Annotated in this window: 21 protein-coding genes and 1 pseudogene; 8 read left to right on the top strand and 14 right to left on the bottom strand. The window is 58.4% G+C overall.

Translation table 11 applies throughout. The features are described 5' to 3' along the window. Nucleotides 1–5: 5 nt before the first annotated feature. Genes queD through ACM5SV_RS20100 form a run of 6 tightly spaced genes read right to left on the bottom strand, consistent with a single transcriptional unit; the run spans nucleotide 6 to nucleotide 5,510 of the window. Entirely contained in the window at nucleotides 6–362 is a 357-nt protein-coding gene (queD, locus tag ACM5SV_RS20125) for a 6-carboxytetrahydropterin synthase QueD (RefSeq protein ID WP_221945254.1), read from the bottom strand. Beyond that, nucleotides 359–991: a 7-carboxy-7-deazaguanine synthase gene (gene queE / locus ACM5SV_RS20120; protein WP_221945252.1), complete on the bottom strand. Its 633-nt coding sequence runs from the start codon at nucleotides 989–991 to the stop codon at nucleotides 359–361. The genes queD and queE overlap by 4 nt, the downstream gene beginning before the upstream one ends. Further along, entirely contained in the window at nucleotides 988–2,109 is a 1,122-nt protein-coding gene (gene dbpB / locus ACM5SV_RS20115) for a DGQHR domain-containing protein DpdB (RefSeq protein WP_419425376.1), read from the bottom strand. The genes queE and dbpB (ACM5SV_RS20115) overlap by 4 nt, the downstream gene beginning before the upstream one ends. Continuing rightward, on the bottom strand, nucleotides 2,027–3,394 hold the full coding sequence (gene dpdA, locus ACM5SV_RS20110; RefSeq protein ID WP_164022046.1) for a tRNA-guanine transglycosylase DpdA: 1,368 nt from the start codon (nucleotides 3,392–3,394) through the stop codon (nucleotides 2,027–2,029). Before dpdA ends, dbpB (ACM5SV_RS20115) begins: the two co-directional genes overlap by 83 nt. Further along, complete coding sequence (gene dbpB, locus ACM5SV_RS20105) at nucleotides 3,391–4,512, bottom strand: DGQHR domain-containing protein DpdB (RefSeq protein WP_419425375.1); 1,122 nt, start codon at nucleotides 4,510–4,512, stop codon at nucleotides 3,391–3,393. Before dbpB (ACM5SV_RS20105) ends, dpdA begins: the two co-directional genes overlap by 4 nt. Further along, on the bottom strand, nucleotides 4,509–5,510 hold the full coding sequence (locus ACM5SV_RS20100) for a hypothetical protein (protein ID WP_419425374.1): 1,002 nt from the start codon (nucleotides 5,508–5,510) through the stop codon (nucleotides 4,509–4,511). Before ACM5SV_RS20100 ends, dbpB (ACM5SV_RS20105) begins: the two co-directional genes overlap by 4 nt. Nucleotides 5,511–5,631: 121 nt before the next feature. Between ACM5SV_RS20100 and ACM5SV_RS20095 the strand changes: the two genes are divergently transcribed. After that, nucleotides 5,632–6,699, top strand: a complete 1,068-nt coding sequence (locus ACM5SV_RS20095) for an ATP-dependent nuclease (RefSeq protein WP_419425373.1) — start codon at nucleotides 5,632–5,634, stop codon at nucleotides 6,697–6,699. Between the two features lie 280 nt (nucleotides 6,700–6,979). Here the strand turns inward: ACM5SV_RS20095 and ACM5SV_RS20090 are convergent, their stop codons facing one another. Together ACM5SV_RS20090 and ACM5SV_RS20085 are read right to left on the bottom strand one after the other, a co-directional pair. Then, entirely contained in the window at nucleotides 6,980–7,300 is a 321-nt protein-coding gene (locus ACM5SV_RS20090) for a hypothetical protein (protein ID WP_164022050.1), read from the bottom strand. Nucleotides 7,301–7,309: 9 nt separating this feature from the next. Then, a complete protein-coding gene (locus tag ACM5SV_RS20085) occupies nucleotides 7,310–8,791 on the bottom strand; it encodes a hypothetical protein (protein WP_164022051.1) in 1,482 nt (493 codons plus the stop codon). 186 nt (nucleotides 8,792–8,977) lie between these two features. On the opposite strand from ACM5SV_RS20085, the gene ACM5SV_RS20080 reads away from it, so the two are divergent. Then, nucleotides 8,978–9,139: a carboxylesterase family protein gene (locus ACM5SV_RS20080; protein ID WP_419425372.1), complete on the top strand. Its 162-nt coding sequence runs from the start codon at nucleotides 8,978–8,980 to the stop codon at nucleotides 9,137–9,139. Nucleotides 9,140–9,146: 7 nt separating this feature from the next. Here ACM5SV_RS20080 and ACM5SV_RS20075 read toward each other — a convergent pair. Both ACM5SV_RS20075 and ACM5SV_RS20070 read right to left on the bottom strand, forming a co-directional pair. Further along, a pseudogene (locus ACM5SV_RS20075) lies at nucleotides 9,147–9,354 on the bottom strand (IS6 family transposase); the annotation flags it as partial. Nucleotides 9,355–10,601: 1,247 nt separating this feature from the next. Further along, nucleotides 10,602–10,937 (bottom strand): helix-turn-helix domain-containing protein, encoded by a 336-nt coding sequence (locus tag ACM5SV_RS20070; protein WP_130792222.1) that lies wholly within the window; start codon nucleotides 10,935–10,937, stop codon nucleotides 10,602–10,604. Nucleotides 10,938–11,033: 96 nt separating this feature from the next. Here ACM5SV_RS20070 and ACM5SV_RS20065 point away from each other — a divergent pair, with 96 nt between their 5' ends. Both ACM5SV_RS20065 and ACM5SV_RS20060 read left to right on the top strand, forming a co-directional pair. Beyond that, nucleotides 11,034–11,924, top strand: coding sequence for a LysR family transcriptional regulator (locus tag ACM5SV_RS20065; RefSeq protein ID WP_419425371.1), 891 nt, complete (start codon nucleotides 11,034–11,036; stop codon nucleotides 11,922–11,924). 261 nt (nucleotides 11,925–12,185) lie between these two features. After that, nucleotides 12,186–13,106: an ArdC family protein gene (locus ACM5SV_RS20060; RefSeq protein ID WP_419425370.1), complete on the top strand. Its 921-nt coding sequence runs from the start codon at nucleotides 12,186–12,188 to the stop codon at nucleotides 13,104–13,106. A 62-nt stretch (nucleotides 13,107–13,168) separates the two neighbouring features. Here ACM5SV_RS20060 and ACM5SV_RS20055 read toward each other — a convergent pair whose 3' ends face one another. The 3 genes from ACM5SV_RS20055 to ACM5SV_RS20045 all read right to left on the bottom strand — a co-directional run bounded on the left by ACM5SV_RS20055 (nucleotide 13,169) and on the right by ACM5SV_RS20045 (nucleotide 15,555). Then, the gene (locus ACM5SV_RS20055; protein WP_419425369.1) at nucleotides 13,169–13,414 is read right to left on the bottom strand and encodes a WGR domain-containing protein; all 246 of its coding nucleotides are present in this window, start codon (nucleotides 13,412–13,414) and stop codon (nucleotides 13,169–13,171) included. Nucleotides 13,415–13,549: 135 nt separating this feature from the next. Then, nucleotides 13,550–15,232 (bottom strand): type IV secretory system conjugative DNA transfer family protein, encoded by a 1,683-nt coding sequence (locus ACM5SV_RS20050; protein WP_419425368.1) that lies wholly within the window; start codon nucleotides 15,230–15,232, stop codon nucleotides 13,550–13,552. After that, nucleotides 15,232–15,555 carry a mobilization protein gene (locus ACM5SV_RS20045; RefSeq protein ID WP_419425367.1) on the bottom strand — a complete coding sequence of 108 codons (324 nt, stop codon included), beginning with the start codon at nucleotides 15,553–15,555 and terminating at the stop codon, nucleotides 15,232–15,234. Before ACM5SV_RS20045 ends, ACM5SV_RS20050 begins: the two co-directional genes overlap by 1 nt. Nucleotides 15,556–15,834: 279 nt before the next feature. On the opposite strand from ACM5SV_RS20045, the gene traA reads away from it, so the two are divergent. From traA to ACM5SV_RS20030, 3 genes are all read left to right on the top strand, one after another. Then, nucleotides 15,835–19,122, top strand: a complete 3,288-nt coding sequence (gene traA, locus ACM5SV_RS20040; RefSeq protein WP_419425366.1) for a Ti-type conjugative transfer relaxase TraA — start codon at nucleotides 15,835–15,837, stop codon at nucleotides 19,120–19,122. A 354-nt stretch (nucleotides 19,123–19,476) separates the two neighbouring features. Then, complete coding sequence (locus ACM5SV_RS20035) at nucleotides 19,477–20,097, top strand: type IV toxin-antitoxin system AbiEi family antitoxin domain-containing protein (protein ID WP_003555692.1); 621 nt, start codon at nucleotides 19,477–19,479, stop codon at nucleotides 20,095–20,097. Further along, entirely contained in the window at nucleotides 20,087–20,995 is a 909-nt protein-coding gene (locus ACM5SV_RS20030; RefSeq protein WP_164590598.1) for a nucleotidyl transferase AbiEii/AbiGii toxin family protein, read from the top strand. Before ACM5SV_RS20035 ends, ACM5SV_RS20030 begins: the two co-directional genes overlap by 11 nt. Nucleotides 20,996–21,189: 194 nt before the next feature. Here the strand turns inward: ACM5SV_RS20030 and ACM5SV_RS20025 are convergent, their stop codons facing one another. Continuing rightward, a complete protein-coding gene (locus ACM5SV_RS20025) occupies nucleotides 21,190–21,471 on the bottom strand; it encodes a type II toxin-antitoxin system Phd/YefM family antitoxin (protein ID WP_419425365.1) in 282 nt (93 codons plus the stop codon). A gap of 219 nt (nucleotides 21,472–21,690) precedes the next feature. On the opposite strand from ACM5SV_RS20025, the gene ACM5SV_RS20020 reads away from it, so the two are divergent. Continuing rightward, nucleotides 21,691–22,683, top strand: a complete 993-nt coding sequence (locus tag ACM5SV_RS20020) for an LLM class flavin-dependent oxidoreductase (RefSeq protein ID WP_222004569.1) — start codon at nucleotides 21,691–21,693, stop codon at nucleotides 22,681–22,683.

The raw sequence follows: 22,683 nt of genomic DNA, 5'->3' as shown, positions 1-22,683 counted from the left end.
ACCGATCATTTTCCGTCGTATTCAGCCCAGCAGAGCGGAGTCTCAAAGACTTTCACCAAGCACAGTTCGTTGAGGAGTGGCTTTGTCCGGTCCCAGATCCAAACCGCGATGTTTTCCGCCGTCGGATTTTCGAGTCCGGGAACGTCGTTCAAGGTGTGGTGATCCAGTTGCTCAAGGAGCGGACCGAAAGCCTTCTCGAGATCAAAGAAGTCGATGACGAAGCCCGTCGTAGGATCGACCGGGCCATCCAATTGCAGTTCGACCCTATAGGAATGGCCGTGCATTCGATGGCATTTGTGCGTGGTCGGAACATTCGGAAGCCGATGCGCGGCTTCGAATGTGAAGGTTTGCGTGATTTTCATGGGATCCCAATCAGCTTGTGGGTCTGCAGACTAAGCCGCCACGGGGGATGCTCAAGGCAATACGCTGCGACGGCTGCGGTGTTCTCAGCGCGGGAGGGCCCATCCATGGGCTGAAGCCAGTGATGGGTGAATTCGAGATCCACAAGGACGGATGGGTCGAGGTCCACCTGGGGATAAACGAGCTTGAGTTCACTTCCGCGGGTGACAACCAGATCTGATCCCGCTTTCGGACTTACGCAAATCCAATCGAGGTGGTCGGGCACGGCGATCGTTCCGTTCGTTTCTACCGCAATCTCGAAGCCAAGTGAGCGGACGGCGCTGATTAGGCTATCATCCAGTTGCAACAGCGGTTCACCACCCGTAAAGACGACGAACCGTCGCTCTGTTCTGTCGCCCCACGTTTGCGCAATGGCTGTTGCCAGGTCAGTCGCGGTTTGAAACTTCCCGCCGCCCTCACCATCGATCCCAATGAAATCCGTATCGCAAAACTTGCAAACCGCACTGTGGCGGTCCTGCTCGCGGCCGGACCACAAATTGCAGCCGGCGAAACGGCAGAAAACTGCGGCGCGGCCGGCCTGCGCGCCTTCTCCTTGCAAGGTTTTGAAAAGCTCTTTTACCGCATAGGTCATTGAGCCCTCGCGCTTAGTACCGAAACTTCCAGGTCAAGTGCTTCGGTCGCAGCCGCCCGACGCGCCTTGACGTCATTTCTTACAATTGTATTCAGGTATTGTGCCAGACTGACAATGTCACGATTGACGTTTTGCACCGATTTCCAATGCCGCTGGTCGCCGTTGCCAAAGTCCCACTGTCCAGATGTCCATGCGGTACGGCCGACGAGGCACGCCAAGCCCTTGGCGAAATCTTGCCATGACCGGGCCCCATCGAGAAGCGCCAGGATTTCCATGACGTATCCCAAGGCCATGACGCCTGCGCCATGGACCAAACGTGAAGTTTTCGGAGTGTGATCGCGCCACTCGTCCCGAAACACGTACTGAACGGCCCGATAGAATTCGCTCACCAGATCAAAGCACAATTCTGTGCCGTTCGGCTCTTTGACCATCTCGCGCATGATGCCATCGCTGACCGAATTGATGATCACGCGTTGAATGGCGGTGTCTCGGATAATACCAGTCGGGTTGGTGTGCTGATAGATATACCCTTTCAGCGATGACTCCTGGTCGAAATTAAGCTTTGCAGCCAATTCCGCAGCAAGTGAGCGATCGCCAAGCCTGCGCGGCAAACCCCGAACAGTTGGCAACAGTTCGTAGATCAGAGATTTGGGAAGTGGTCGTGTGTTGTTGATGAGGACGAACTGTCGACGCAATTCGGCTTCATCCGCACAGATCACGGCCGAGACGAAGACCTGAAAATCCTTATCATGGACCTGGGAGAGGGCCGTCAGGCGTTGTTGTCCATCGACGACGAGTCCTGGCGCGCCGCGTTCAAGGTCAATCTCCACGGTGCACCGTCCGTCAGCATCGACAGGTCCAACCTCGACGCGGTCTGTAAATGCAACCACGATGGGATTGGGAAGGATGGCTTCTGGCTTTTCCAGATAGTCCCGGATTTCCCTGATGTGACCAGCAATCTGAGGACGCTGAAAACCACTCAGCGCTCCGGCTTCGTTGCGGGCAACACGTTCGATGGTGGCGAACTGCTGAAGTTCAGATGCAAGTGCTACAAAAGATAGAACCGTGTGGGTCTGGCTTTGCTTCGCTTGTATCGCCTGGAATGTCAGCTTCGTCATGTAATTCACTTCTAGATGGGAGTTTGTTTACGAGCGATTTGTAGACGCCCAAGTTATGGATTCCGCGGCGCTTGTTGCGGTTACTCGCCCTGAAAATAAGAACCTCGATCGAGAGTGCTTTGCAGATCGGGCAAGAACATGCCTTCCAAGGTCGATCTTCCAGCGTTCGCCTATAGCGCGCCCGAAGTTCTTCGACGGCCCGCGTTCCAGGCAGATCGGCAAGCGGCGCGCCCATCAACGCTGGCGTAGCGTAGGTCAAGACAGCCTCAAGTGTGTCGTCGATCAACGCTTCGTATCGGTCGTAAGCTCGGAGCGCATCTAAGGCGCTACGTTCCATCTTGACCAATTCTTCCTGATTTAAAGCGCCGCGCTTCGCAAGCCGTTGAAGTTTCGGGTTCTCCAGCGCCTGCGGCACGCGTATTGCCGTGTAATAGTCTAGTCTTCCCGCAGAATTCGGCAGGTAGTAATTCGCCTTCGCATCTTTGAAAGCACGGATAAGCGGCGAGGTCGTGTCGAAACTCGTGATGTTGAAGGGTTCGAAAGTTTCGATTTCGTCTGCCTTCGCAAATCCAAGGACGTGGATCCTCGTGCTTTGCGGAATTGCCTCTCTGATCTCACGAAGGCAGGCCTTGATCTGCGAGGCTTTCAGAGGAACGGTACCCCCAAGAGCGAGATAGTCATAGCCCATAGCTACAAGGCGGCGGGCGGCCTCCGCCATGCTTCCCGGCGACCATCCCTGGATAACCCCAAGTGGCGTAAACCGGCCAGACATGTGGCGGGTGGAGACTTTGAACTCGGCGGCGTTTTCGAGAGTGATGTCGAACCGGCGGCGCGCGTCCTCGGTTCCGCCCTCAAAACCCGTCAGGTCTTCATCGAAGTCGAAAATGATATGGTCGACGGAGCAGCCATGGGTGAAACAGCCGTCATCGTAGAACTCGGCGGTATCTTCCGGCGTGTATGGCGGTCGCTCTTCCTTGTGGTACGTGAACGCTCCGCAATCTCCAAAAATAGGAAGGTGGCTGAACGGCGCCTTATCCAGCCGAAGGAAACTCCGGGCACCATCGCGACGAAACCGCATGGCCTGAGCCTCCGTGTATTTGCCGCCAACTGCCGTACCCCCGACAATCCCGCGCGAAACAAGCATGCCATCATAAGGCGCATAACCCATGATCTCATGAGGATAGACGTCATCCCAATATGGCTGGCGATTTTCAGAGTACCGGTCGCGGAGGAAATCGTATCCGGGATCGACATGGTCGAGGCTGTCGGCAAAAATGAACTTCATCGTGAGGCCTTCGAAAGCTTGCGATCAAGTTGGATGAGATACTGCGACAGCCTGTCAATGTGTTGCGACGTGCCCTGAAGGTCGTTCCACCTCCATCCGAGATCGTCCCACTTGCCTGCGGTCCAGCAGCAATACTGCTTCAAACGACCGAGAGATTGGCGAATGTCTCCCTCGACATCGGTGCTGCTTTCAGCGCGCAACATGACAGGATCCATGAGCGCGCCGATCGCCCGGATACCGGCCATATGCATTAGCCTGCTTTTTTCGGGTGCCTTTCCCCAAGCCTCAGGGAAGGTATCTTTCACAGCAGTCCAGTACTTCACCAACATGTTGAACATCTCGTCGGCGTCAGACGTGCCATCCGTATTCACATATTGGCTTAGCGCACTGGTATGGAGTTTCAGATTTGCTTTGATCGCGGCGATAAGAGCAGAGTCAATGATCACCGCGTTGGAAGTTTTCTTGTCAGACTTTCTTTTAATCAGTCTGTAAAAAGGAGAATCCTTGTGCGTGTTGAGCAAATTGCAAAGTTCGCTTGGCAATTTGTTTTCAGCCAAATCCTTCGGCAAAAGCGTGCTGACTTCGGGAAGCAGTTCATCAATCAGACGAGTATCCAGTGCTTTCACCTTGTTCACCAAAATGAATTGCTGACGCTGGACCTCGATATCATGGGAAACAAACGCAATGACCGGAACGGGTATGTCTTTGTTTTGCGTCCGCGAGAGCGCGAGCGATCGCTGCTGGCCATCCACGATCCACGCAGCCTTACCGCCCGTTGCCGGAACCGGAATGCGCAAGGTACCAGAGGTTACGATTTCCACCGCTTCGGAAGGCTTGGAGCCTCGCGCCGCTGTAAACGTCACATCTTTTGAGAGGGCAAGAATGATCGCATTTGGAAAGAGAACGGGTCCACTATCCAGAAATTCGACAATGGAATTGACGTGGCTGCGGATTTCCTGCCGTTGGAACCCTTTCAACTCATTCTCGTCGCGCTGAATCCGACTAATCTCAGCAATTTTCATCACTTCGGATCCCGGAAGAAAAAACGCATACACATCGGTTTCGACACCCTGCTGGGTTTTGACCGCCCGTACCGCGATATGATCATGTGCGCTCATCGGCCTGCCACCTCGTTCCGCACAATTGCGGCCAGACGAGCGAAGCGTCCTTGCTCGCAGGCGATATTCATTTCGTCTCGGAACATCCGCAACAGTTTCGTAGACCTGCCATTAGCCATGGCCCAATTGTCGCGCAGCAATTTTAGGACTTCTTGATCACTGACACGCTTGCCTGCTTTTCGCTCGGGGAACCGCCAATCAAGTAGCCTGGAGCGGACCGCGTCAGTGTGATCAGCTATGTTACCGTCAGGATTATTGATCAGAACGTTGGTTACGAAGTGCCTTAGCGCGCGCGAAGCATAGTCCCCGATGGTTCCTGGGATGGGGCTGTCGGGGCCATCTAGACGCTCGTCATATGGAAGTAAGAAAGGTCTCAAGATGGGGACGAGATCCACTTTGGCCGAGGCCGTCATGATCCGCAATCGCCCTGCATTTGCCGTCGATAGGGAGATAAGAAGCGGCGTCAGCATTAGAAGGTAGGAATGTGGAAGCGACACAAGCAGTAAGGCTTGAGAGTTGCCCTGTAGCACCTCAGACACTGCCTCGGCCTGCCGGCTGGAGAATACCTCCAGCCACCAATCGTAGGCACTAGCTTCGGGCGGAAGCTTCCTCAAAATGGAATCTGCTGAACCTGGGGAGACGGTAAGGTTGTAGCTCGGAATCTTCTTTTCCGCCGGTACCAACCCAAGACCGGCCGACGCGATGGTCAATTTAGCTCCGATTGCTCGGGCAGCCGTTTTGGCCTCTGCCATACTCCTTCCCGCATACAGGTCGGATGCAGAAACTTGGGGTTCCGCACGCCGTACCCGGTCACGCCAATCTTCTCCCACCGAATGCGTCGTTCCCGCAGTGATTGCTCTCGCATTGAGCAATACATCTGGGGAAAAACGCTTGCGCATCGTGCATGCAGTGAGAATTACGGTCATGCTAAAATCGGGCCATGATAACTGATAGGGTAGCTTGCCGTACTTAATAACTGCGATGACAGAAATCATCAAACGAAAAACTGCAGGCGCCAAAATTTAGTCGAGAAAACTGCGAGCGGTTGTTCATATGATCGGGATAGGAGCTTGGTTATGAGGGATGAAGAATACGGGTACACCCCTTGGGGCGCTAAGCTTGGCGGCCAAATTTACTGGAACGACGTCAACAGCTTGCGCATTGGCGTTGCTCTCAGCGACGATCCGTTACAGCCCGCAGCATCTCAATGTCGAACATCTTCCGCTCGGGTGGCGCCATTACGCCTATGTAATCTCGTTTCTTCGCGATGCACCGACGCATTCCATTGTTGTCCTGGATGAACCCGACCGCGTGCTTCATCCGCGCCTGCAACGCCGCCTTTTACAGGACGTCGCGGCGACTACGAAAGACCGGCACCAGCAGCTGTTTATCGCCACGCATTCTCCCGCCCCGGTCAATCCCGCCCTGGTCGAGCCGCTCGGAGCCAAGGTCTTTCGCGCGGGTGGTCACCGACTAACGGTGCTGACCGACCGGCGCGATGTCGGTCACTCATCGGCCGATCTCGCGCAGGCCAACGGGGTGATCTGGGTGGAGGGACCGACGGACAGGATCTACATCAATGCATGGCTACGACTTTATGCCGAGCATGCCGGGAAAGAAGCCTGGATTGAGGGGCTGAATTACCAGATCGCCTTTTACGGCGGCGCACTGCTCAAGTACCTAACGCTGTTTGACGCCAAGGATGGGATCGGCGACCGGGTTTCTCGAAACGCTTTCGTAATCATGGACGCCGACCTCGATGCGACCGATGGGGAAATCGACGCGTCGACAGCGAAGGGCACGCTTCTTGCGGAAGCCAAACAAATCGCTGCACAAAACGCCGATGGCAAAAGTCGCGAGGTACCAGCGTGGGTGACCCAGTCCTATACGATCGAGAACTATCTGCCGCCAGCCTACGATCAATGGCTGAAAACTGTCGATGAGCGGACCAAGATTGTCGGGAGGAAGATTACGCTTGCAGACCGGTTCCGCACCGGCGGTCATGGGTGGGAGGACAGCTTTCGTCAAGGCAGCGACCTCCCGGCAAAAATTGAGGCGCTCTTTGCTGAGATCGAGGCCTGGCAGGCCACGGACAAGGTCGAGCTGGCGCCGATGCGATCCCCTGACTCTAATCCGTCGATTTGGATTGCGGTTCGCGGCAAAGGCTTGCCCCGCCGGATAACTTGAAACCAAGATCGTGGGCCGGTACATCTCTCGCCCGGCCCACGCCCGTCAGATCAGGCTTCGGCAGCCTTTGCGGTCAAGGCCGACCCGCGATGAGATGGCTTTCTCGACACGACCGACGATTGGCAGGCACATGCCTCGCACCGCATGTCGGATTATTTCGCCAAATAATCGTGTGATGCGTGGCCCAGCTGTTCGGCACTTGAATCAGGCACGAATTGCCATGCGGCTCGGTTCCTGCTCGAAGGCCAGAAATCACAGAAGGAGGACGGCTCAATACCGTTCAATCCGGACAGCCATCCTTGATCCACTGCTCGATTTCATCGATCAGCGGGCAAGGGATATAGGGTCCGCCCTGCGGCATACGGTTTCCCCCGAAACCGACCCTCAAATCGATGATTAGGTTGGCCTGGCCGGCATTGGCTGTCCCGATAAGTTCGGGTTGGATCAGGCGGCGGTTTTTTCCAACCGCTGCCAGGAGATCAGCTTTCGAGTCCCACACAAAATGCGGTCCATGACCCGACAGATCAGGGTTGTGACCGTTGCTCGTAGCCCAGGTCTCCAAGGCCTCGTTTAATATCTGTTGCACGCGTTCGAAGCGCATACCATTCTCCTAGTGCTCGCTGACGTATTTTGAAAAAATATGGCTGACATTCAGCAGGAGTGGTTTCAGGATGACGGTCCCGGATACCGATTTGACGCGCTTGGTATCATGGCAACTGAAACAGTTCGGTTGCTCGATCTGCGTGAATGACTCCATAGCGAGGCTCGAAAGCGCGTCCTCGCCGGCGACGATGCCGTCGTCGGAGCTTTCCCCCGGCTGATTGCTAAAAGGCTTGTTCAGCAAAAAACTCTCTTCTGGCTTATCGAGCCAGGTGGCGCCAACGAGGCGGTAGAATTGGCGTTTGTCGGTTGCCGGAAGCTTGCCGTCCTGGAACTGGCCAAGCATGAATGCATTCAAATCCCGCAGGTCGTCGTCCTGTTCTATCGTCGTGGGCTTTGCCTCCGGATAAGCCCGGTAAACCGACGTCGGCAGAACGCCTCCTTTGTCCAGACGTTGCGTCTTTTCGTTAAAGGCGGCGGCTTGTTCGCTGAAGGTTGGAGCGATATTTGCAACCGTTCCTAAAGTGCCGCCATGATAGAGAAGGTAGTCGAAGGGCGAAATCGCGGTTGCCGGACCGGAACCGTTGGAGTCTGGATTGACTGGGGCGGAAGGGGCGAGGTCGGTCGCGCCGTTGAGATCGCTGTGTTCAAACGTCGACCAGATGAACTCGGGATGGCCCTTCAGGGTGAAAACGACATGAATAGCAAACAAGCCCAGGCGAACCCTCCTCGGGTCCGCGGCTCGATCGACTTCGATGCGATTGTTGACGACGTGAAGAGAGGGAACATCAGCCCAGGTGGTGATGTAGGTATCACCCTCATTTTCGTGCGTCAGCACCCGCCACGCAGACTTCAGCTCGACAATCCCTTCAGGAAAGGCCAGCGTATCGCTGGCGTTCTCAATAGCGGATTTGGTGGTGAGACCATTGTCTTTAACGAATTTAGCGAACTGATCGTTGACGTGGATCCCGTAATAGACCGGGTATCCGCGCTGATCGAAAAGAATGGCGGCATTCCCCGCCTGCTCGATGCCGGCGTCGACAGAGGTCGCAGCCGCGCCCGCAATTTTTGTCAAGGCAGCCGTCATCTGAAACGTTGAGGCGTCATTCGGCATCTGTATGCTTCGCGGCGCGAGGCTGAGCAGGTTCGAAGTGGCGATCTGTGCGTCAAACAGACTGCCCATCGACGGAAAGGAAAGAAAGTTTGCCCGGCCATCCGTGTCGGGCATGGCGTCAAACATGAAGTTGTGCCAAGCCTCGATGTAGAAAGGACAGTCCGGCTCGGGATGAGCCGGCGGTTTTTGAGTATAGGATGGCAGCGGCGTGGTCGGAAACCATGAAGTTAGCGCACCCTCACCAGCCGTTTCAGGGCAAGCTGCAAGGCTTTTACTCGCCAGCATCAGTGATGTGAGAAAGAATAAAGCGGAAGCTGCTCGGATTCGCACTTTTACCCCCCGTAAAAGACTGTTGAACGAACAAACCATCGATAACATGACTTTCGACCGTATGCAACCTAAACATTAATTCGTGGGGTATCAAGTAAATCTAAGATTGTCTACTGTGTTACTCAAGTTTAACAGGTAAAATCTTTCGCCGAACGAGATTCTATTGCCAGGAATGCAGCTCCTGGCGCGAAACGGATCTGGATCGCCTCTGCAAAAAATCGGTGAAGCCTCAAGTTGAGCGTCTCGCCCGGACGCCAACAATGCAGGAGGCATGGCGAGATTGTCCTAGCACTTGAATGGGTCCGATCCAACATAGACGCTTTCGGCGGTGACCCGAACAACGTGAGCCTCTCCCGGCCGAGTCAATTTATCGAGCCGTCACAGCCGTGCCGGTGACGGCCTTTCAGTGCCCTATTGCGCGGATGCGGTGAATGTGGGGTGCGGATCGTTTGTGACGTGGGGTGACGAAGGGATTTCGAAGCGTGGAGAAAATCGAGATGAAGCGCTGCAGACTTCCCGATGAACGGAAACCTTGCCGCGTCCTCTCCCGCTTCCGCAGTGGCAGATGGGAATTTGAGACCCTTGTGGGATTGGTGCTCGACAGAGGCTAGTTTCCGTGATTTTCGCGACCGCGCCAGGCTCCACTCGCTCTAAAGGGCAAAACAGTTGGCGCGACAATTTTCGGCAAGTCGGTTGTGAGTGCTTTCAGCCCTGATGCCGAGGTGAACGCGGCAAGGTCGGCGGGAATTACCCAACTCAGCGTGCGCGGCGAAATCGTCGCGATCATCAGCGTTGTCGTGCGATTTGAGGATGGAACAGGAGCGGCTATCGCAATAATTCCAAAACATCACACGACAGTGATGGTCGAGCCATTTGGGATTAGCAACGTGCTGTTCGATTTCGCCCGGCGGGGTTGGGATGGTAGGCTGGGCTTGGTACTCGACTACGGTGCGATCGCATCGGAAGTAGTGCCGCTGCGGCGAATTTCGGGCTGTTTCCCGAAAGCCGCGAGGATGCGAAGGCATTCGCGAAGAACTCCGCTCCCTTCAATAATCCTGCCCTGGCCCTCTACGCAGCGATGGGACTTGTAGAGGTTGGAACTCCGGAAGCAGGTGAGTGCTCTCACAGAGAATATGGGATGGTCCAAAAGTGGTGCGATATTCGACCTCTGCCTTCATGTCGGCAGCTGGAGCGTCGATGCGGGGCCATTCTGCCCGTTGCTAAGTCAAACGTGGGCTTTCTTGGAAAAGGACGCCCGGTATCTCCCCGATTACATCGTCGAAGCCGGCCGGCATCGACAAACGTCGCTTTGGACGACGTTCACCTCGGAGGGGATGAACATCATCGAAAAGGCAGGGGAGGCTGGAGAACTGCAATGGCAACGAAACTGATTTTCGTCCAAAATTACGACCGGGTCAGAAACCGGACGGACAATGCCCATGGTATTCAGGTTACTTGAGGGACCCTGTTGTTGCTGACCACATTTATGAAGCGGTTATGTCCGAGCTCTAGCGCTCTAGCGCGGTTCACCTGGATCGGAATTTGTTGACGGTGGGCCAAACTCGATAATTCCGCGCAGTAGTAGTGGAGTATCTTGAGGCACGGCTCCAGGCGTGCTTTTGAGTCCTGTCGAGATACAGATCTCGATGTCAAAACCTCGCCCAAGACGCGGCAAGCTGAGCGAAGCCCGCCGAAGTATAATCAAAACCCAAATTTGTTGTAGGCAAGCGGAGGGGCTCGGCGGGTTGCCAATTCTATCAATCGGTTAACTGTTTTAAACAGGCGTCGTTGGTTCTAATCCCTTCAAGGCGACCAGGATGGGTTTCGCCGACGACCAAGGGCATGTCCATCTGAGATATTAGCGCCGTGTTTTTGCTGCGACGATCGCTTCCGCCAGTATGATACATAGCTGTAGTTCTTCGAGCGTCATGCCGTTCGCGGCATTTGCAAAGCGTTCCAGGAGATCTGTCGTTTCAGCAACTGCGTCGGCGTGTCCTGGGACGCCCAGCAGCCAATTTGGTGTTGTGCCCAGCGACAACGCTATTCTTACCAGTATCGCTAAGTCGGGTTCTCTTCGGCCGGCCACATAGTGCGCATATCGGCGCTCATCGAGGCCTACCCGCCTCGCGGCCTCAGCGTTCGAAATGCCTAGCTGTTCAGCTCTTTCGCGAAGCCGCTTTGAAAGGATATCCATGGGAACGATTTGTTCCTCATTGATAACGATCTGGCCACGAACGATATGGAGTGATATAACTACATCCTGTAGTTTTGAATTTGATAGGTCGGATACATGGAACTACGCCAGCTCTCCTACTTCGTTGCGGTGGCCGAGGAACTGCACTTCGGCCGGGCGGCAGCCAAGGTGCGCATCGCCCAGCCGGCGTTGTCCAACCACGTGCAGGCACTGGAGCGCGAACTCGGCTGCGCGCTATTCATCCGTTCGACCAGGCGGGTGGAACTGACCAGGGCAGGGGAGATCTTCCACGAGCGCTGCGTCGGGATCCTGAGCGAGGTCGATCTGAGTGCCGAGATCACCAGGGCGGTGGCCGGCAAGACGATCCGGCAGATCAGGATCGGCACCGTCTATCCGGCGACCACCGGCGTGCTGCCGGCGTTTCTTGGAAAGATCGCCCGCAAGTACCCGGATATCCGCATTCATATTTCAAGCGGCAACACTGGCGACATCATCCGCGGCCTGGAGAACGGCCAGATCAATCTCGGTTTCATCCGGCCGGTGGAAAACATCGGCTCGTTGCGCTTCTCCTCGATCGCTCATGAACGGTATCTGCTGGCGGTGGCGAGGAGCAACCGGCTGGCGGAGCAGGCGGAGATCGTCATCGACGATCTGCGCGGGGAGAAGATCATCGCCTTCAATCGCAAGAACCTCTCCTATACCGAGCGGTACTTCAACGAGAAGTTCGAGGAATACGATCTGACCCGCAACATCGCTTATAGCTGCGACGACACCTATTCGCTGGTGTCGCTGGTCTCGGCCGGGCTTGGCATCGGCTTTGCGCCGGAATGGACCGAGGGCTTGCCGAACAGGGCCTTCGAACTGAAGGCGGTGAGAGGCATCGACTTCCGGATCGGGCTGGGTGTTGCCTGGAGCAAGGACGACCCAACCGCCTCGCGTGACGACATTGTCGATATCGCCCGCTCATTGGCATGGCCGGGCAGGTAAACGATCTGCGGTTCATCTGTGACGCGAGCGATGTGATCCCCTCGCGGATCTGCCATGTCTGCTTCCATCAGAACCTCCCCTGCGATTGCGGCCATCGCGTCCTGCCCCGGCTTTTGGTCCTGCCAGGCTCGCGCCGCCGGCAACGGCTTTGCCGTCCTCCACTTCGTTGCGGCCCTGCGGGTGCAGGCAGCGCTTGCCGCCCGGCTTTCGGACCGCCGTAGCAGGTCGCGATGGCCGCGACCTCGAAACGGAGGTTCCAACATGAGCAGGCAGCAATCCATTCAACGATCGGATATCCACAGCCGCATCACCAACACGATCATCGCCGATCTCAAACAGGGAGTGCGGCCATGGACCAAACCCTGGACGACAGGACATGCGACAGCCGAGGTCGGCCGGCCACTGCGCCACAATGGCCAACCCTATTCCGGGATCAACGTTCTGCTGCTGTGGTCGCAAGCCATCGCCCGCGGCTTTGCCTCATCACGCTGGATGACGTTCCGCCAGGCCATCGAACTCGGCGGCGCCGTTCGCAAGGGCGAAACCGGCACGACCGTGGTCTTTGCCAGTTCGTTTATCCGCACCGAGACGACCGAGACGGGCAGCGAGATCGAACAGGATGTTCCATTCCTCAAGGCCTACACGGTGTTCAACACCGATCAGATCGCCGGTCTTAACGGCCGCTTTGACGACACCGCACCTCACCAGGATCCGATGAGCCGCATTGGCGATGCCGGCCGCTTCTTTGCCAATACCGGCGCGCTGATCCGCCACGGAGGATCGGCTGCCTATTATGCCGCTCAGCGTGATTACATCCAGATGCCATGCCTGGATGCCTTCAGGGACGATGCTTCCTATGTCGCCGTCCTCAGCCACGAGATGACGCACTGGACCGCCGCACCGCGACGGCTTGATCGCGATCTCAGCCGCTACGCGAAAGACCGGAGCGAACGCGCCCGCGAAGAGCTGATTGCCGAACTCGGCAGCGCGTTTCTCTGCGCCGATCTCGGCATCGTTCCCGAGCTCGAACCGCGTCCCGACCACGCAAGCTATCTCGATGGCTGGCTGAAGGTTCTGGGCAACGACAAGCGCGCCATCTTCTCGGCGGCAGCCCATGCGCAGCGCGCCGTCGACTATCTGCATTCCCTGCAGCCGGAGCGCAACGAGGAGGAGGCGGCGTAAGCCGTCTCTTCTTCACTCAACTGTCTCTTCCTTCAATCAGGCATGCGAGACGCGGATGCCGATCACCGCAGGACCCGATAGCCTCTCGACCGCTTCCTGCGCAAAAGGGTGAGCAGGAGAACGACCGCTTTTGCCTCGCTGTCGAAGACATGGATCTTCTGCTGCCCGCGACTGCCGATGCGTCCCCAGCTGCGCACCAGCGAGGTCTCGCCGAAGAGGTTCGGCTCGATCGACAGCGCATAAAAGCGAGCCATGTTCTTCGATGGATCGATGCGTTCGATGTAGAGACGATAGGGCTGAACTGTCATGCCGGCAGAATCGCAAAGAACGGTTCACTGCGTCCAACGACATTTGTGAATCGGTTAGGCCCGATCGATTCATCGGGGTGATGGGACCGCCTCACTCATTTCCTGGCTCATCGCTCCGGCCTTATCTCTCCTGGTTCATCTCTCCTGGTTGACAAACAACCCGACGAATTCCGGATCGGAATAATAGCGCAACTTTGTCGCAACGATGGGCCGCTGGCCGGCGATGAACAACAGCTCGGTCTTGGCATGCAGGTTGCGGACTTCGTCGGGCGTCAGGAGAGGCCGGCCGACATGCTGCTCGGCGAAGGAGAGACCTGTCCTTCCCGAATCGAGCGCGCGCGCCGCCGTGTTGAACACCACGGTCTCCTGGCCAAGCAGATCGGAGACCAGACGGGCGCTGTCGTGATCGTTGACGCCGAACACTTGCAGCACGCCGGCGTTGGATAAAAACGTACCGGCGCGCTGGCCATAGGTGGCGCGCAACTGATGAATGTCCTGGACGATCGGCCAGAGTTGCACACCGTAACCTGCCATCAGACCCATGGCCCGTTCGATCGGCGCCAGATGACCAAGGGCGGCGAACTCGTCGAGCAGATAGAGAACCGGCGGCGTCGATGGATGCGGCGAGGGTGCCGTGCGCGCCATCTCGGTCAGGCTCTGGGCCACCAGCAAACGCAGCCATCGCGAATAGGCCGCAAGCCTGTCTGGCGGCAAGACTAGGAACACGGTCGCCTTGTCTGCCTTGAGGTCACCGAACCGAAAATCCGATCGCCCCAACACCCCGGTCATGCGCAGACTGTCGAGGAAATGTGTGTGTCGCTGGGCTGCCGATAATACGCCGCTGGCTTCGCGATCCGACTTGCCGAGATGGCGATTGGCAGCACGTGCCACCAGGCCGTTGATCGCACCAGTCCCCTGCATCTCATGAAGCAGATTCTGGAATGCCGCCGGCGCCATCGTCAGCAAATGCCTCAGCATCGTCAGCGTGCGCCTGTCGTCTGGTTGGCTGGCAAGCACATGCAGCAGCAATCCAGCGATCAGCGCCTTGGCTTCCTCGTTCCAATGGGCGTCACCTGAAAGACCAGGTTCGTCGAACACCAGCGCGTCGGCCAAGGTGGAGACGTCTTCGGCAACATCGATGCCGGCAGGATTAAAACCGTCCATCGGATTGAAGGCAGCCGTTGGTCTGCCGGTGATGCCGAACGGATCGAGGATATGAACCGGCCCGAACTTCTCTCGCGCATCACCGGCGATGATCGCGTTCTCGCCTTTCGGATCGATGCAGATGATCGAGCGGTCGGCGGTCAGAAGGTTCGGGATGATGGTGCCGACACCCTTGCCGCTGCGCGTCGGCGCCATGGTCAGAAGATGAGCCGGTCCGCTGTAGCGAAGAAGCCGGCCGGAGTTGTTCGCGCGGCCGATCAGCAATCCGCCTTCTGCCTTTGTCAGCGGCGCGATCTCTCTGCGGCCGGCAAAGCGCGCCGTCCCATGCGTGTCGTCCGCCGCCGATCCAAAATGCGTGATCAACGGAACCGACAACAGTCGAATGAGCAGCACGACGGCAAAGACCATCACCACCCAATCGCCGATATGCCAAATGACGTCACCCCTGTGGCCGCCGAGCATCACGCGTCTGAGGTAGTCGATCCCGAAGTAGACGGTGAACACGACAAGCAAATAGCCAAATGCACCCATGACAAACGACTTGGCATATCGCAGCGGAAACGTGATCAGAGCGACGATCGCCCAGAGCGGATCGCGGGCCGCCATGCGCATCATGTTTGCCAAGGCAATCTTGATCTGGTTGGCATGGATCATCACACTGCACTCCCGTTGCCGACATTGCCGATATTGCCGCGCGACGGTTCGTGTAGCTGTGGCTTCAGCAGATCGTCGAACAGATCCCGATCGCCGTCGCGGGTGAGGAACTTTGGCAGTTCGGATCTGAGCCAGGCTGCCAGTCCTCCGCCGATCTGCACATCGCGATCATGCTCCAGCCGATGCAGCACCAGTGCGCCGATCAACACCTTGCGGCGCGTATCGATGGCGCGTTCCTGTTTGCCGAGCCGGATCTGCAATGTCTTTCGCTGGGCTTCCAGCTGGGCCAGCCGTTCGCCGATGGTTTTGCGTACCACTGTCATTGTCTCCCTTCACGTCGATGAGCGATTGAACCCGCGGCATCAGGACAATGACCGCACGGGATCGCATGCGCAGATGCTGCCGCGATGGGTGCATGTCGGCTACTCGCAAATCTGCGCGTGGAAGCAACCGGCTGAACGGCTTACGACGTCATCGGGAGATTGCCGCATGCTCCCACCAGTGCCCGAAGGAGCGAAGCGACGAAGGCACAAGGGCGCACTTACGAGTTGCCGGGCAACTCAAAGCGCGGGCCGGCAGCCCGCTAACAAAGGGGACAAGCGATGGCGATCTATCATCTCAGCATGAAGCCGATCGCCCGCAGCGCTGGCCGCAGCGCTGTCGCGTCCGCCGCCTATCGTGCGGCCGAGCGGCTGACGAACGAGCGTGATGGGCTGACCCATGATTTTAGCAACAGGAAAGGTGTCGAGCATGCCGAGATCGTCTTGCCGACTGGTTCTTCCGCCTATTGGGCGATGAAGCGATCGGCCTTGTGGAATGCCGCCGAGCGTGCCGAGAAGCGAAGTGACGCCCGGATTGCCCGGGAATTCGAAATCGCCCTGCCGCACGAATTGAGTTCCGACCAGCGACTGGCGCTGACGCGGGCCTTCGCCGCCGATCTCGCCAACCGCTACGGCGCTGCCGTCGACTTCGCGATCCATCGGCCAGGTGGGGCAAGCGATATCCGCAACAGCCATGCGCATCTGATGATGACGACGCGCCAGCTGACGGAAACCGGTCTTGGCGACAAGACGCTGCTCGAGCGGGAAAACAGATGGCTTCTCGCCAATCACCTGCCGCCATCGCAGCTGCAGCTGAAGGATCTCAGACAGGCCTGGGAGCATCTTGCCAACACGCACCTTGAGAGGGCCGGCCTCGATATCCGTATCGACAATCGCTCGCATCTGGAAGCCGGGATCACGATCGAACCGAGCGAACATGTCGGTGTCCATGCCACTCAGATCGATCGGCAGGGTGGAATGGTCTCGCGCGTCCGCATCTCACCGCAATCGGCCGATCGCAATGCCGAGACCATTCGCCGGCGCCCCGAAGAGATATTGAAGCTCATCACCAACGAGAAAAGCGTCTTCAACCGCTATGATATTGCCAGGGCTTTGCATCGCACTATCAACGACGATGCGCAGACCTTCCAGAATGCTTTTGCCGCGGTCATGGCGTCGAAGGCACTTGTCGAGCTCAGACCCGACAGTTCAAGCCTTCGCGGTCGTGACGGCGAGGCACGCTATTCGACGGTCGAGATGGTGGCGATCGAGGGTGCGATGGCAACAGCCACTGTTGCGATGAAGACGCGCCAAAACCACGGTGTGGCGAAGCGCAATGTCGATGCGGCAATCGCCGAACAGGACAGATCGATCCAGGCGGGAAATCCTTCACCGGGGCAGGGGCTGTCGGCTGAACAGCGCCAGGCGATCGAGCATGTCACCGGCGCCTCGCAGATCGCTGTGGTGATCGGTTTTGCCGGTGCCGGCAAGAGCACGATGCTGGCGGCTGCCCGGCAGGCCTGGGAAGCGCAAGGCTATCGCGTTCATGGCGCGGCTCTGGCCGGCAAGGCCGCGGAAGGCCTGGAGCAATCGTCGGGGATCGCCAGCCGCACATTGGCGTCGTGGGAATACAGCTGGCAGGCTGATCGGGGTCGGCTGAATGCTCGTGACGTCTTCGTCATCGACGAGGGCGGCATGGTCGGAAGTCGTCAGCTTGCCCGCTTCGTCGACGAGGTCAAACGGGCCGGCGCCAAGCTCGTCCTGGTCGGAGATCATGAACAGCTTCAGGCGATCGGAGCGGGCGCGCCGTTTCGGGCGATTGCGGAAGCCGTCGGCCATGCGCAATTGTCGGAAGTGCGCCGGCAAAAAGCCGATTGGCAAAAGCAGGCTTCGATCGACTTTGCCTCGCATCGGACTGCCGACGGGCTTGCTGCCTACGAGGCACATGGCAACATCCAGCTGAAAGCAAACCGCGACGACGTGCTGAAGGCGATCATTGCCGATTACGTCGCTGACCGATCGGCCAATCCCAACGACACGCGCATTGCGATGGCCCATCGACGCGACGACGTCCGCGCCATCAATGCCGGCATTCGCGCTCGGTTGCAGGAGCGCGGTGAGCTCTCAAGAAGCACCGGCACCTCGGATGATCGTGGTGAGGAACTCACCTACCAGACCAGCAATGGGAAGCGATCTTTTGCGCGCGGCGACCGCATCGTCTTCCTGGAGAACGATCGTGATCTCGGCGTCAAGAATGGCATGCTGGGCGAGGTGATCGCCGTCGCGCCAGACGCAATAGACGTTCGGCTTGACGGCAAGGCGCAGACGCAAGATGGGCAACGCCAGGTGACCGTACCGGTCAATCGTTACCAATCCTTTGATCACGGGTACGCAACGACGATCCACAAGACGCAAGGGGCTACCGTCGACCGGAGTTTTGTCCTGGCGTCGACGACGATGGACCGGCATCTGACCTATGTGGCGATGACCCGTCATCGTGAGGAGGTGCAGCTTTATGCGGGGCTCGATGCGTTCAAGACGGAGCGATCCCTGACAGAGACACTGAGCCGCTCAGGCGTCAAGGAGACGACGCTTGACTATACCCATGACTTTGCCAATCGGCGCGGTATGGAGGATCGCCGGGGGCAGGGCGACGGCGCCGTCGCACCTGCGGTAATCATCAAGGAGGCGGAGCGCATCGCGGACACGACGGTTCCCAAGCCAATGCAGGAACCGCAGCCGCTCGCAGCCCGCACCATCGCCGATGGCGGCTCTTCGCACCAGGATCCCAATGTCGATGAACGTGGCGATGAACGTCGCGTGCTCATTGCGGCCGTGAAGACCTATGCGATGAGCGTCGAAGCGGTTGGACGGTCAAGGGCAATGCCGGCATTCGAACGAGATTGGGAGGCGGCAAAGCAGCTTGCGCCGCAAGTGTTCAACGACGCGCCAGCGGCCATGGACGTGTTGCGCGGCCGCATCCTGGATGAGAACGCAGATCCGGTCGAACTCGCCGGACAACTGAGCGCTTCCCCCGAGACGATCGGCGCGCTGGCTGGCAAGACCGGCCTGTTCGGAGACAACGCCGAACGCAAACACGCGCTTTCAAGGATCGATGCGCTGGCGTCGCATGTTCGCCAATCCGCCAACACCTGGCAGCGTCGCCTTGCGGCCGAATGCGGCTCGGAGCGCTGGAAGCGGGAAAAGCAGGACGTCGTCGAGGTTCTGGGGCCGAGCCGCCGGAGCGAAGCGCTGCTGCGCCAGCTCGATGATCTGCCTTATACGGACAAGGCCAAGTTCGTCGAGCGACTGGCCGGGACACCGGAGGGGCGTCAAGCGCTTGCCGAGGCAAAGGACATCGCTACTGCGATCGAAACGCGCTTCGGTCGCGCCGATCCCGCAGATCTCGCGGATCAGCTAAAGCGAGTGGGGCCCGATCGGGATGGTGATGTCGAGCGTATCCGCCAGGTTGCTCGCCTTGCCGATCGTAGTCATCGTGCGGAGCTCACCCAGCAGATGGAGTTGAAACGGTCCCTTTCGCGCACGAAGAGTTTGGGATTGGGGATGTAGAGTTCCATCACCGACCTGTGGTCTTTTTTGATTTCGGCCGGATCGTTCTGCGTGTCGATGATGCAGCGGATCGGCTCGGTCTTCTTGATCTGCTTGCGTTTCACGCGCACAGCTGGGCCAGCCTCCGGCTTTCGCCGACGGTGACGGTGACGAAATAGAAGCCGATTTCCGCACCTCCGCGTCAAGCTCTGGCCCCAGCACCAGACCTTGCAGAATAAGCCTTTGCGTGAATGCTCGCCGCCTTCGCCTCCACAGCGCGCTGTAGGGGGTGTCGAAATGGGGGATTTCCGAGCAAGCGGCTTTGTGATAAAACCTCTGCTATATATTCGATGAATAGAGGAATCGTCACAGGCGATGACATTCACTACCGCCCAGAGACTTCGAGCGCTCGACCTCCTGAAAGCGCGGGGGATGCTCCGGCTGAAGGATTTCGTTGCCGAAGGCATTGGACCGGAGACGCTCGCCCGTCTCGTTCGGGAGGAGGCAGTCGTCCGCCCGGCACGAGGCCTGTATCAACTCCCGGACACTCAGGCTGAGGCGGCCCATGCACTCGCTGAAGCGGCTGTTCTGGTTCCAAAGGGCGTGGTCTGCTTGACCTCCGCCCTCCAATACCACGAACTGACGCTGCAGATGCCCTCGGCTGTGTGGATGGCGATCGACCGCACTGCCTGGCGCCCCAAGATCGATTATCCGCCTATCAAGTTCGTACGCTTCAAGGGGTCCGCTCTCACCGAGGGCGTCGAACGGCATCGCATCGAGGGCGTCGAGGTGCCGATCACAAATCCGGCGCGTTCGATCGTCGATTGCTTCCGCTATCGGGCGAAAGTCGGCCTCGACGTTGCGATGGAGGGGCTGCGCGAGGGGCTCCGTCGGCGCAAGACCACAAGCGACGACCTCTGGACATATGCGAAAGAGGCGAGGATCTGGTCGATCATGCGACCCTATGTCGAAGCGACGGTGGCCGATGGCGCGTGAACTCAAGAAAAACGTAGGGGCATCGGTGCGCGCCCGGCTGCTGGATCGGTCTCGCGCAGAGCGTACGGACTTTCAGATCCTACTGACGCGCTACGCGCTCGAAAGACTCCTGTACCGGCTGAGCCTATCGGAGCATCGCGACCGCTTTATCCTGAAGGGCGCGATGCTGTTCGTAACCTGGATCGCCGACCCGTTTCGGCCGACGCGGGACCTCGATCTGCTGGGCTACGGCGAAAACAGCCCGAAGGCCATCGCCGAAACTTTCCATGCCATTTGCACGCAGCCGGTGGACGCTGATGGCGTAGTCTTCGACGTGGATGCACTCGCAGCCGCGCCGATCCGTGAGGAAGTCGAATATGGCGGCGTTCGTGTCCGTACCACTGCCACCATCGGAGGCGCGCGCATTCCCATTCAGGTGGACATAGGTTTCGGTGACGCCGTCACGCCTGGACCGGTCGACATAGAATATCCGTCGCTGCTCGATGCGCCGGTGCCGCGCCTGCGGGCCTATCCGGTCGCGACCGTGGTCGCCGAGAAATTCGAGGCGCTGGTATCGCTCGGCATGGCAAATAGCCGCCTGAAGGATTTCTATGATCTCTGGCTGATTGCCGAGACGTTCGAGTTGGAGCGGTCCACCCTCGCTGAGGCGGTGCGCCAGACCTTTGCGAGACGAGGGACGGGTATTCCGACGGAGGGGCCAACGGGTCTCAGCGAAGCCTATGCTGAGGTCTGGGATCGGCAATGGCGGGCGTTCCTTGGTCGCGAACGGATGGCGGCCGCACCACCCGCCTTGGGCACGGTGGTCACTGATCTCGGACGCTTCCTATTGCCGCTGACGCAGCCTGTGGAAGGGGAATGGCGCTGGAAGCCTCATGAGGGCTGGATTCAGCTCAAGTAAAGCAGCTTGGATATCCAAAGCGCTGAAGTACGATATGCCGGACGTCAGCGGATGAGCCTTCGCTCGAGAAAGCTTCGCATCTCGCGCCGTCCGATTTCCGTCAGTGCCCTGGCGTCTCGGCGCCGTCGCGCTAGCGATGAAACGATAGCGATCGTCGCGTTCGGCGTCCTCGGCGAAATGAACACGAGATGGCATCAGGGTTGGCTGTCAGCCAGACGATTTCGGATGCGCGCGAAGGATTCCGCAGCGGGGCGCAGTTTGCCCTCCTCGACCTGCCGGTTGGTCAGCGCCAGCACCTTCAGAAGCGCCAGCGTCTCCTGTGTTTCTTCGTATTGGCCGATATCCTGAAGGATGGCTTTCGCCTCTCCGTGAAGCGTAATGACGACCGGCTGCGGATTATCCTTCAGCTTTCGGATGACCTCCGGCGCATGCGCCTTGAGATAGATGACCGGCTTGACCTGTTCTGACAGCTTCATGCGGTTACTCCGTTTCGACCCAAATATAGACCATCAAGTGGCGATTGAAAGAAGCCTTACGCTGCCAGTGAGACACAGTCCCGGCAGGCGATTTTCCATCTTAGGTGCGGCCCTTTTTTTCACGCAACGCGTTCGAAAGAGAATGTCATTTCTTATAATGAAGTTTGTCTACTGATTTTATAGACTAAACTTTGCAACCAAGGATCGGATCGTGGCGTCATGACCTATCTCCTCAGCCTTCTCGACAAAAGCCCGATCGAACAGGGTCTCACCGCGGCGGACGCGCTGCGGGCGACGGTCAAGATTGCCGCCCGGGCCGAGGAACTCGGTTATCACCGTTTCTGGGTCGCTGAGCATCATAACATGTCCAATCTGGCGAGCTCCGCGCCGGAGGCACTGATCGCCTATCTTCTCGCCAGGACCTCGAGGATCCGCATCGGCTCCGGCGGCGTCATGCTGCAGCACTACAGTGCGTATAAGGTTGCCGAGACCTTCAATCTTCTGGCATCGCTTGCGCCCGGTCGCGTCGATCTCGGTGTCGGCAAGGCGCCGGGCGGCTTTCCGCTCTCGACGCGCGCCCTGCAGCTTGCCGTCGATCCGGCCAGGAAGCCCGATTTCGCGAGCCAACTTTCCGATCTCAACACATATCTCGCTGCCGACCCGAATTACGAGGGGGCGCAGGCAACGCCTTTCCCGCCGACTGCTCCCGAACGTTTCCTGCTCGGCGCCAGCGTCGAAAGCGCCGAGCTCGCTGCCGAGAAGGGTTGGGAACTCGTTTTCGCCGGTCACCTGAACGGCGATCCTGACAATTTGCGCAGAACCTTCGAGGCCTATGAGCGGGCATCCGGCGGCAAGCGCCCGATCCTGGCACTCGCAGCCTTCGCCGCCGAAAGCGAGGACTATGCCCGCGAGCGCGTCGGCAAGCTGCGCATCGTCAAGGTGTTCCTGCCGAACGGCCAGACCGTCAATGTCGGCAGCGAGGAGCAGGCGGCCGAATTTGCCCGCCAGGCCGGCGTCACCGATTACCGCATCGAGGAAAAGGTGCCGAGCGTGCTGCATGGCACGGCGGAGCAGATCCGCAAGGAGCTGGACGAACTTCACCGCCGCTACGGGGTCAAGGAGTTCGTGCTCGACACGCCGGCGCTTTCGGCCGCCGAGCGGCTGGCCTCCATCGAGCTGCTCGCCAAAGAGCGGCTTTCCCTCGCCGCCTGA

Source organism: Rhizobium sp. CRRU65 (genome assembly GCF_048551595.1).
Classification (GTDB): domain Bacteria; phylum Pseudomonadota; class Alphaproteobacteria; order Rhizobiales; family Rhizobiaceae; genus Rhizobium; species Rhizobium leguminosarum_J.
Note: the sequence above shows the minus strand (reverse complement) of the source record. Positions and strands in the feature narration are given on the sequence as shown.

Bases quoted from the DNA above. Each gene is read 5' to 3' on its own strand.
- ACM5SV_RS20035 (WP_003555692.1), top strand. From the start codon at position 19,477: ATGACATTCACTACCGCCCAGAGACTTCGAGCGCTCGACCTCCTGAAA.
- ACM5SV_RS20065 (WP_419425371.1), top strand. From the start codon at position 11,034: ATGGAACTACGCCAGCTCTCCTACTTCGTTGCGGTGGCCGAGGAACTG.
- traA (WP_419425366.1), top strand. From the start codon at position 15,835: ATGGCGATCTATCATCTCAGCATGAAGCCGATCGCCCGCAGCGCTGGC.
- queE (WP_221945252.1), bottom strand. From the start codon at position 991: ATGACCTATGCGGTAAAAGAGCTTTTCAAAACCTTGCAAGGAGAAGGC.
- ACM5SV_RS20030 (WP_164590598.1), top strand. From the start codon at position 20,087: ATGGCGCGTGAACTCAAGAAAAACGTAGGGGCATCGGTGCGCGCCCGG.
- dbpB (WP_419425376.1), bottom strand. From the start codon at position 2,109: ATGACGAAGCTGACATTCCAGGCGATACAAGCGAAGCAAAGCCAGACC.
- ACM5SV_RS20070 (WP_130792222.1), bottom strand. From the start codon at position 10,937: ATGGATATCCTTTCAAAGCGGCTTCGCGAAAGAGCTGAACAGCTAGGC.
- ACM5SV_RS20085 (WP_164022051.1), bottom strand. From the start codon at position 8,791: ATGTTATCGATGGTTTGTTCGTTCAACAGTCTTTTACGGGGGGTAAAA.
- ACM5SV_RS20060 (WP_419425370.1), top strand. From the start codon at position 12,186: ATGAGCAGGCAGCAATCCATTCAACGATCGGATATCCACAGCCGCATC.
- ACM5SV_RS20045 (WP_419425367.1), bottom strand. From the start codon at position 15,555: ATGACAGTGGTACGCAAAACCATCGGCGAACGGCTGGCCCAGCTGGAA.
- ACM5SV_RS20055 (WP_419425369.1), bottom strand. From the start codon at position 13,414: ATGACAGTTCAGCCCTATCGTCTCTACATCGAACGCATCGATCCATCG.
- dbpB (WP_419425375.1), bottom strand. From the start codon at position 4,512: ATGAGCGCACATGATCATATCGCGGTACGGGCGGTCAAAACCCAGCAG.
- ACM5SV_RS20020 (WP_222004569.1), top strand. From the start codon at position 21,691: ATGACCTATCTCCTCAGCCTTCTCGACAAAAGCCCGATCGAACAGGGT.
- queD (WP_221945254.1), bottom strand. From the start codon at position 362: ATGAAAATCACGCAAACCTTCACATTCGAAGCCGCGCATCGGCTTCCG.
- dpdA (WP_164022046.1), bottom strand. From the start codon at position 3,394: ATGAAGTTCATTTTTGCCGACAGCCTCGACCATGTCGATCCCGGATAC.
- ACM5SV_RS20050 (WP_419425368.1), bottom strand. From the start codon at position 15,232: ATGATCCATGCCAACCAGATCAAGATTGCCTTGGCAAACATGATGCGC.
- ACM5SV_RS20090 (WP_164022050.1), bottom strand. From the start codon at position 7,300: ATGCGCTTCGAACGCGTGCAACAGATATTAAACGAGGCCTTGGAGACC.
- ACM5SV_RS20025 (WP_419425365.1), bottom strand. From the start codon at position 21,471: ATGAAGCTGTCAGAACAGGTCAAGCCGGTCATCTATCTCAAGGCGCAT.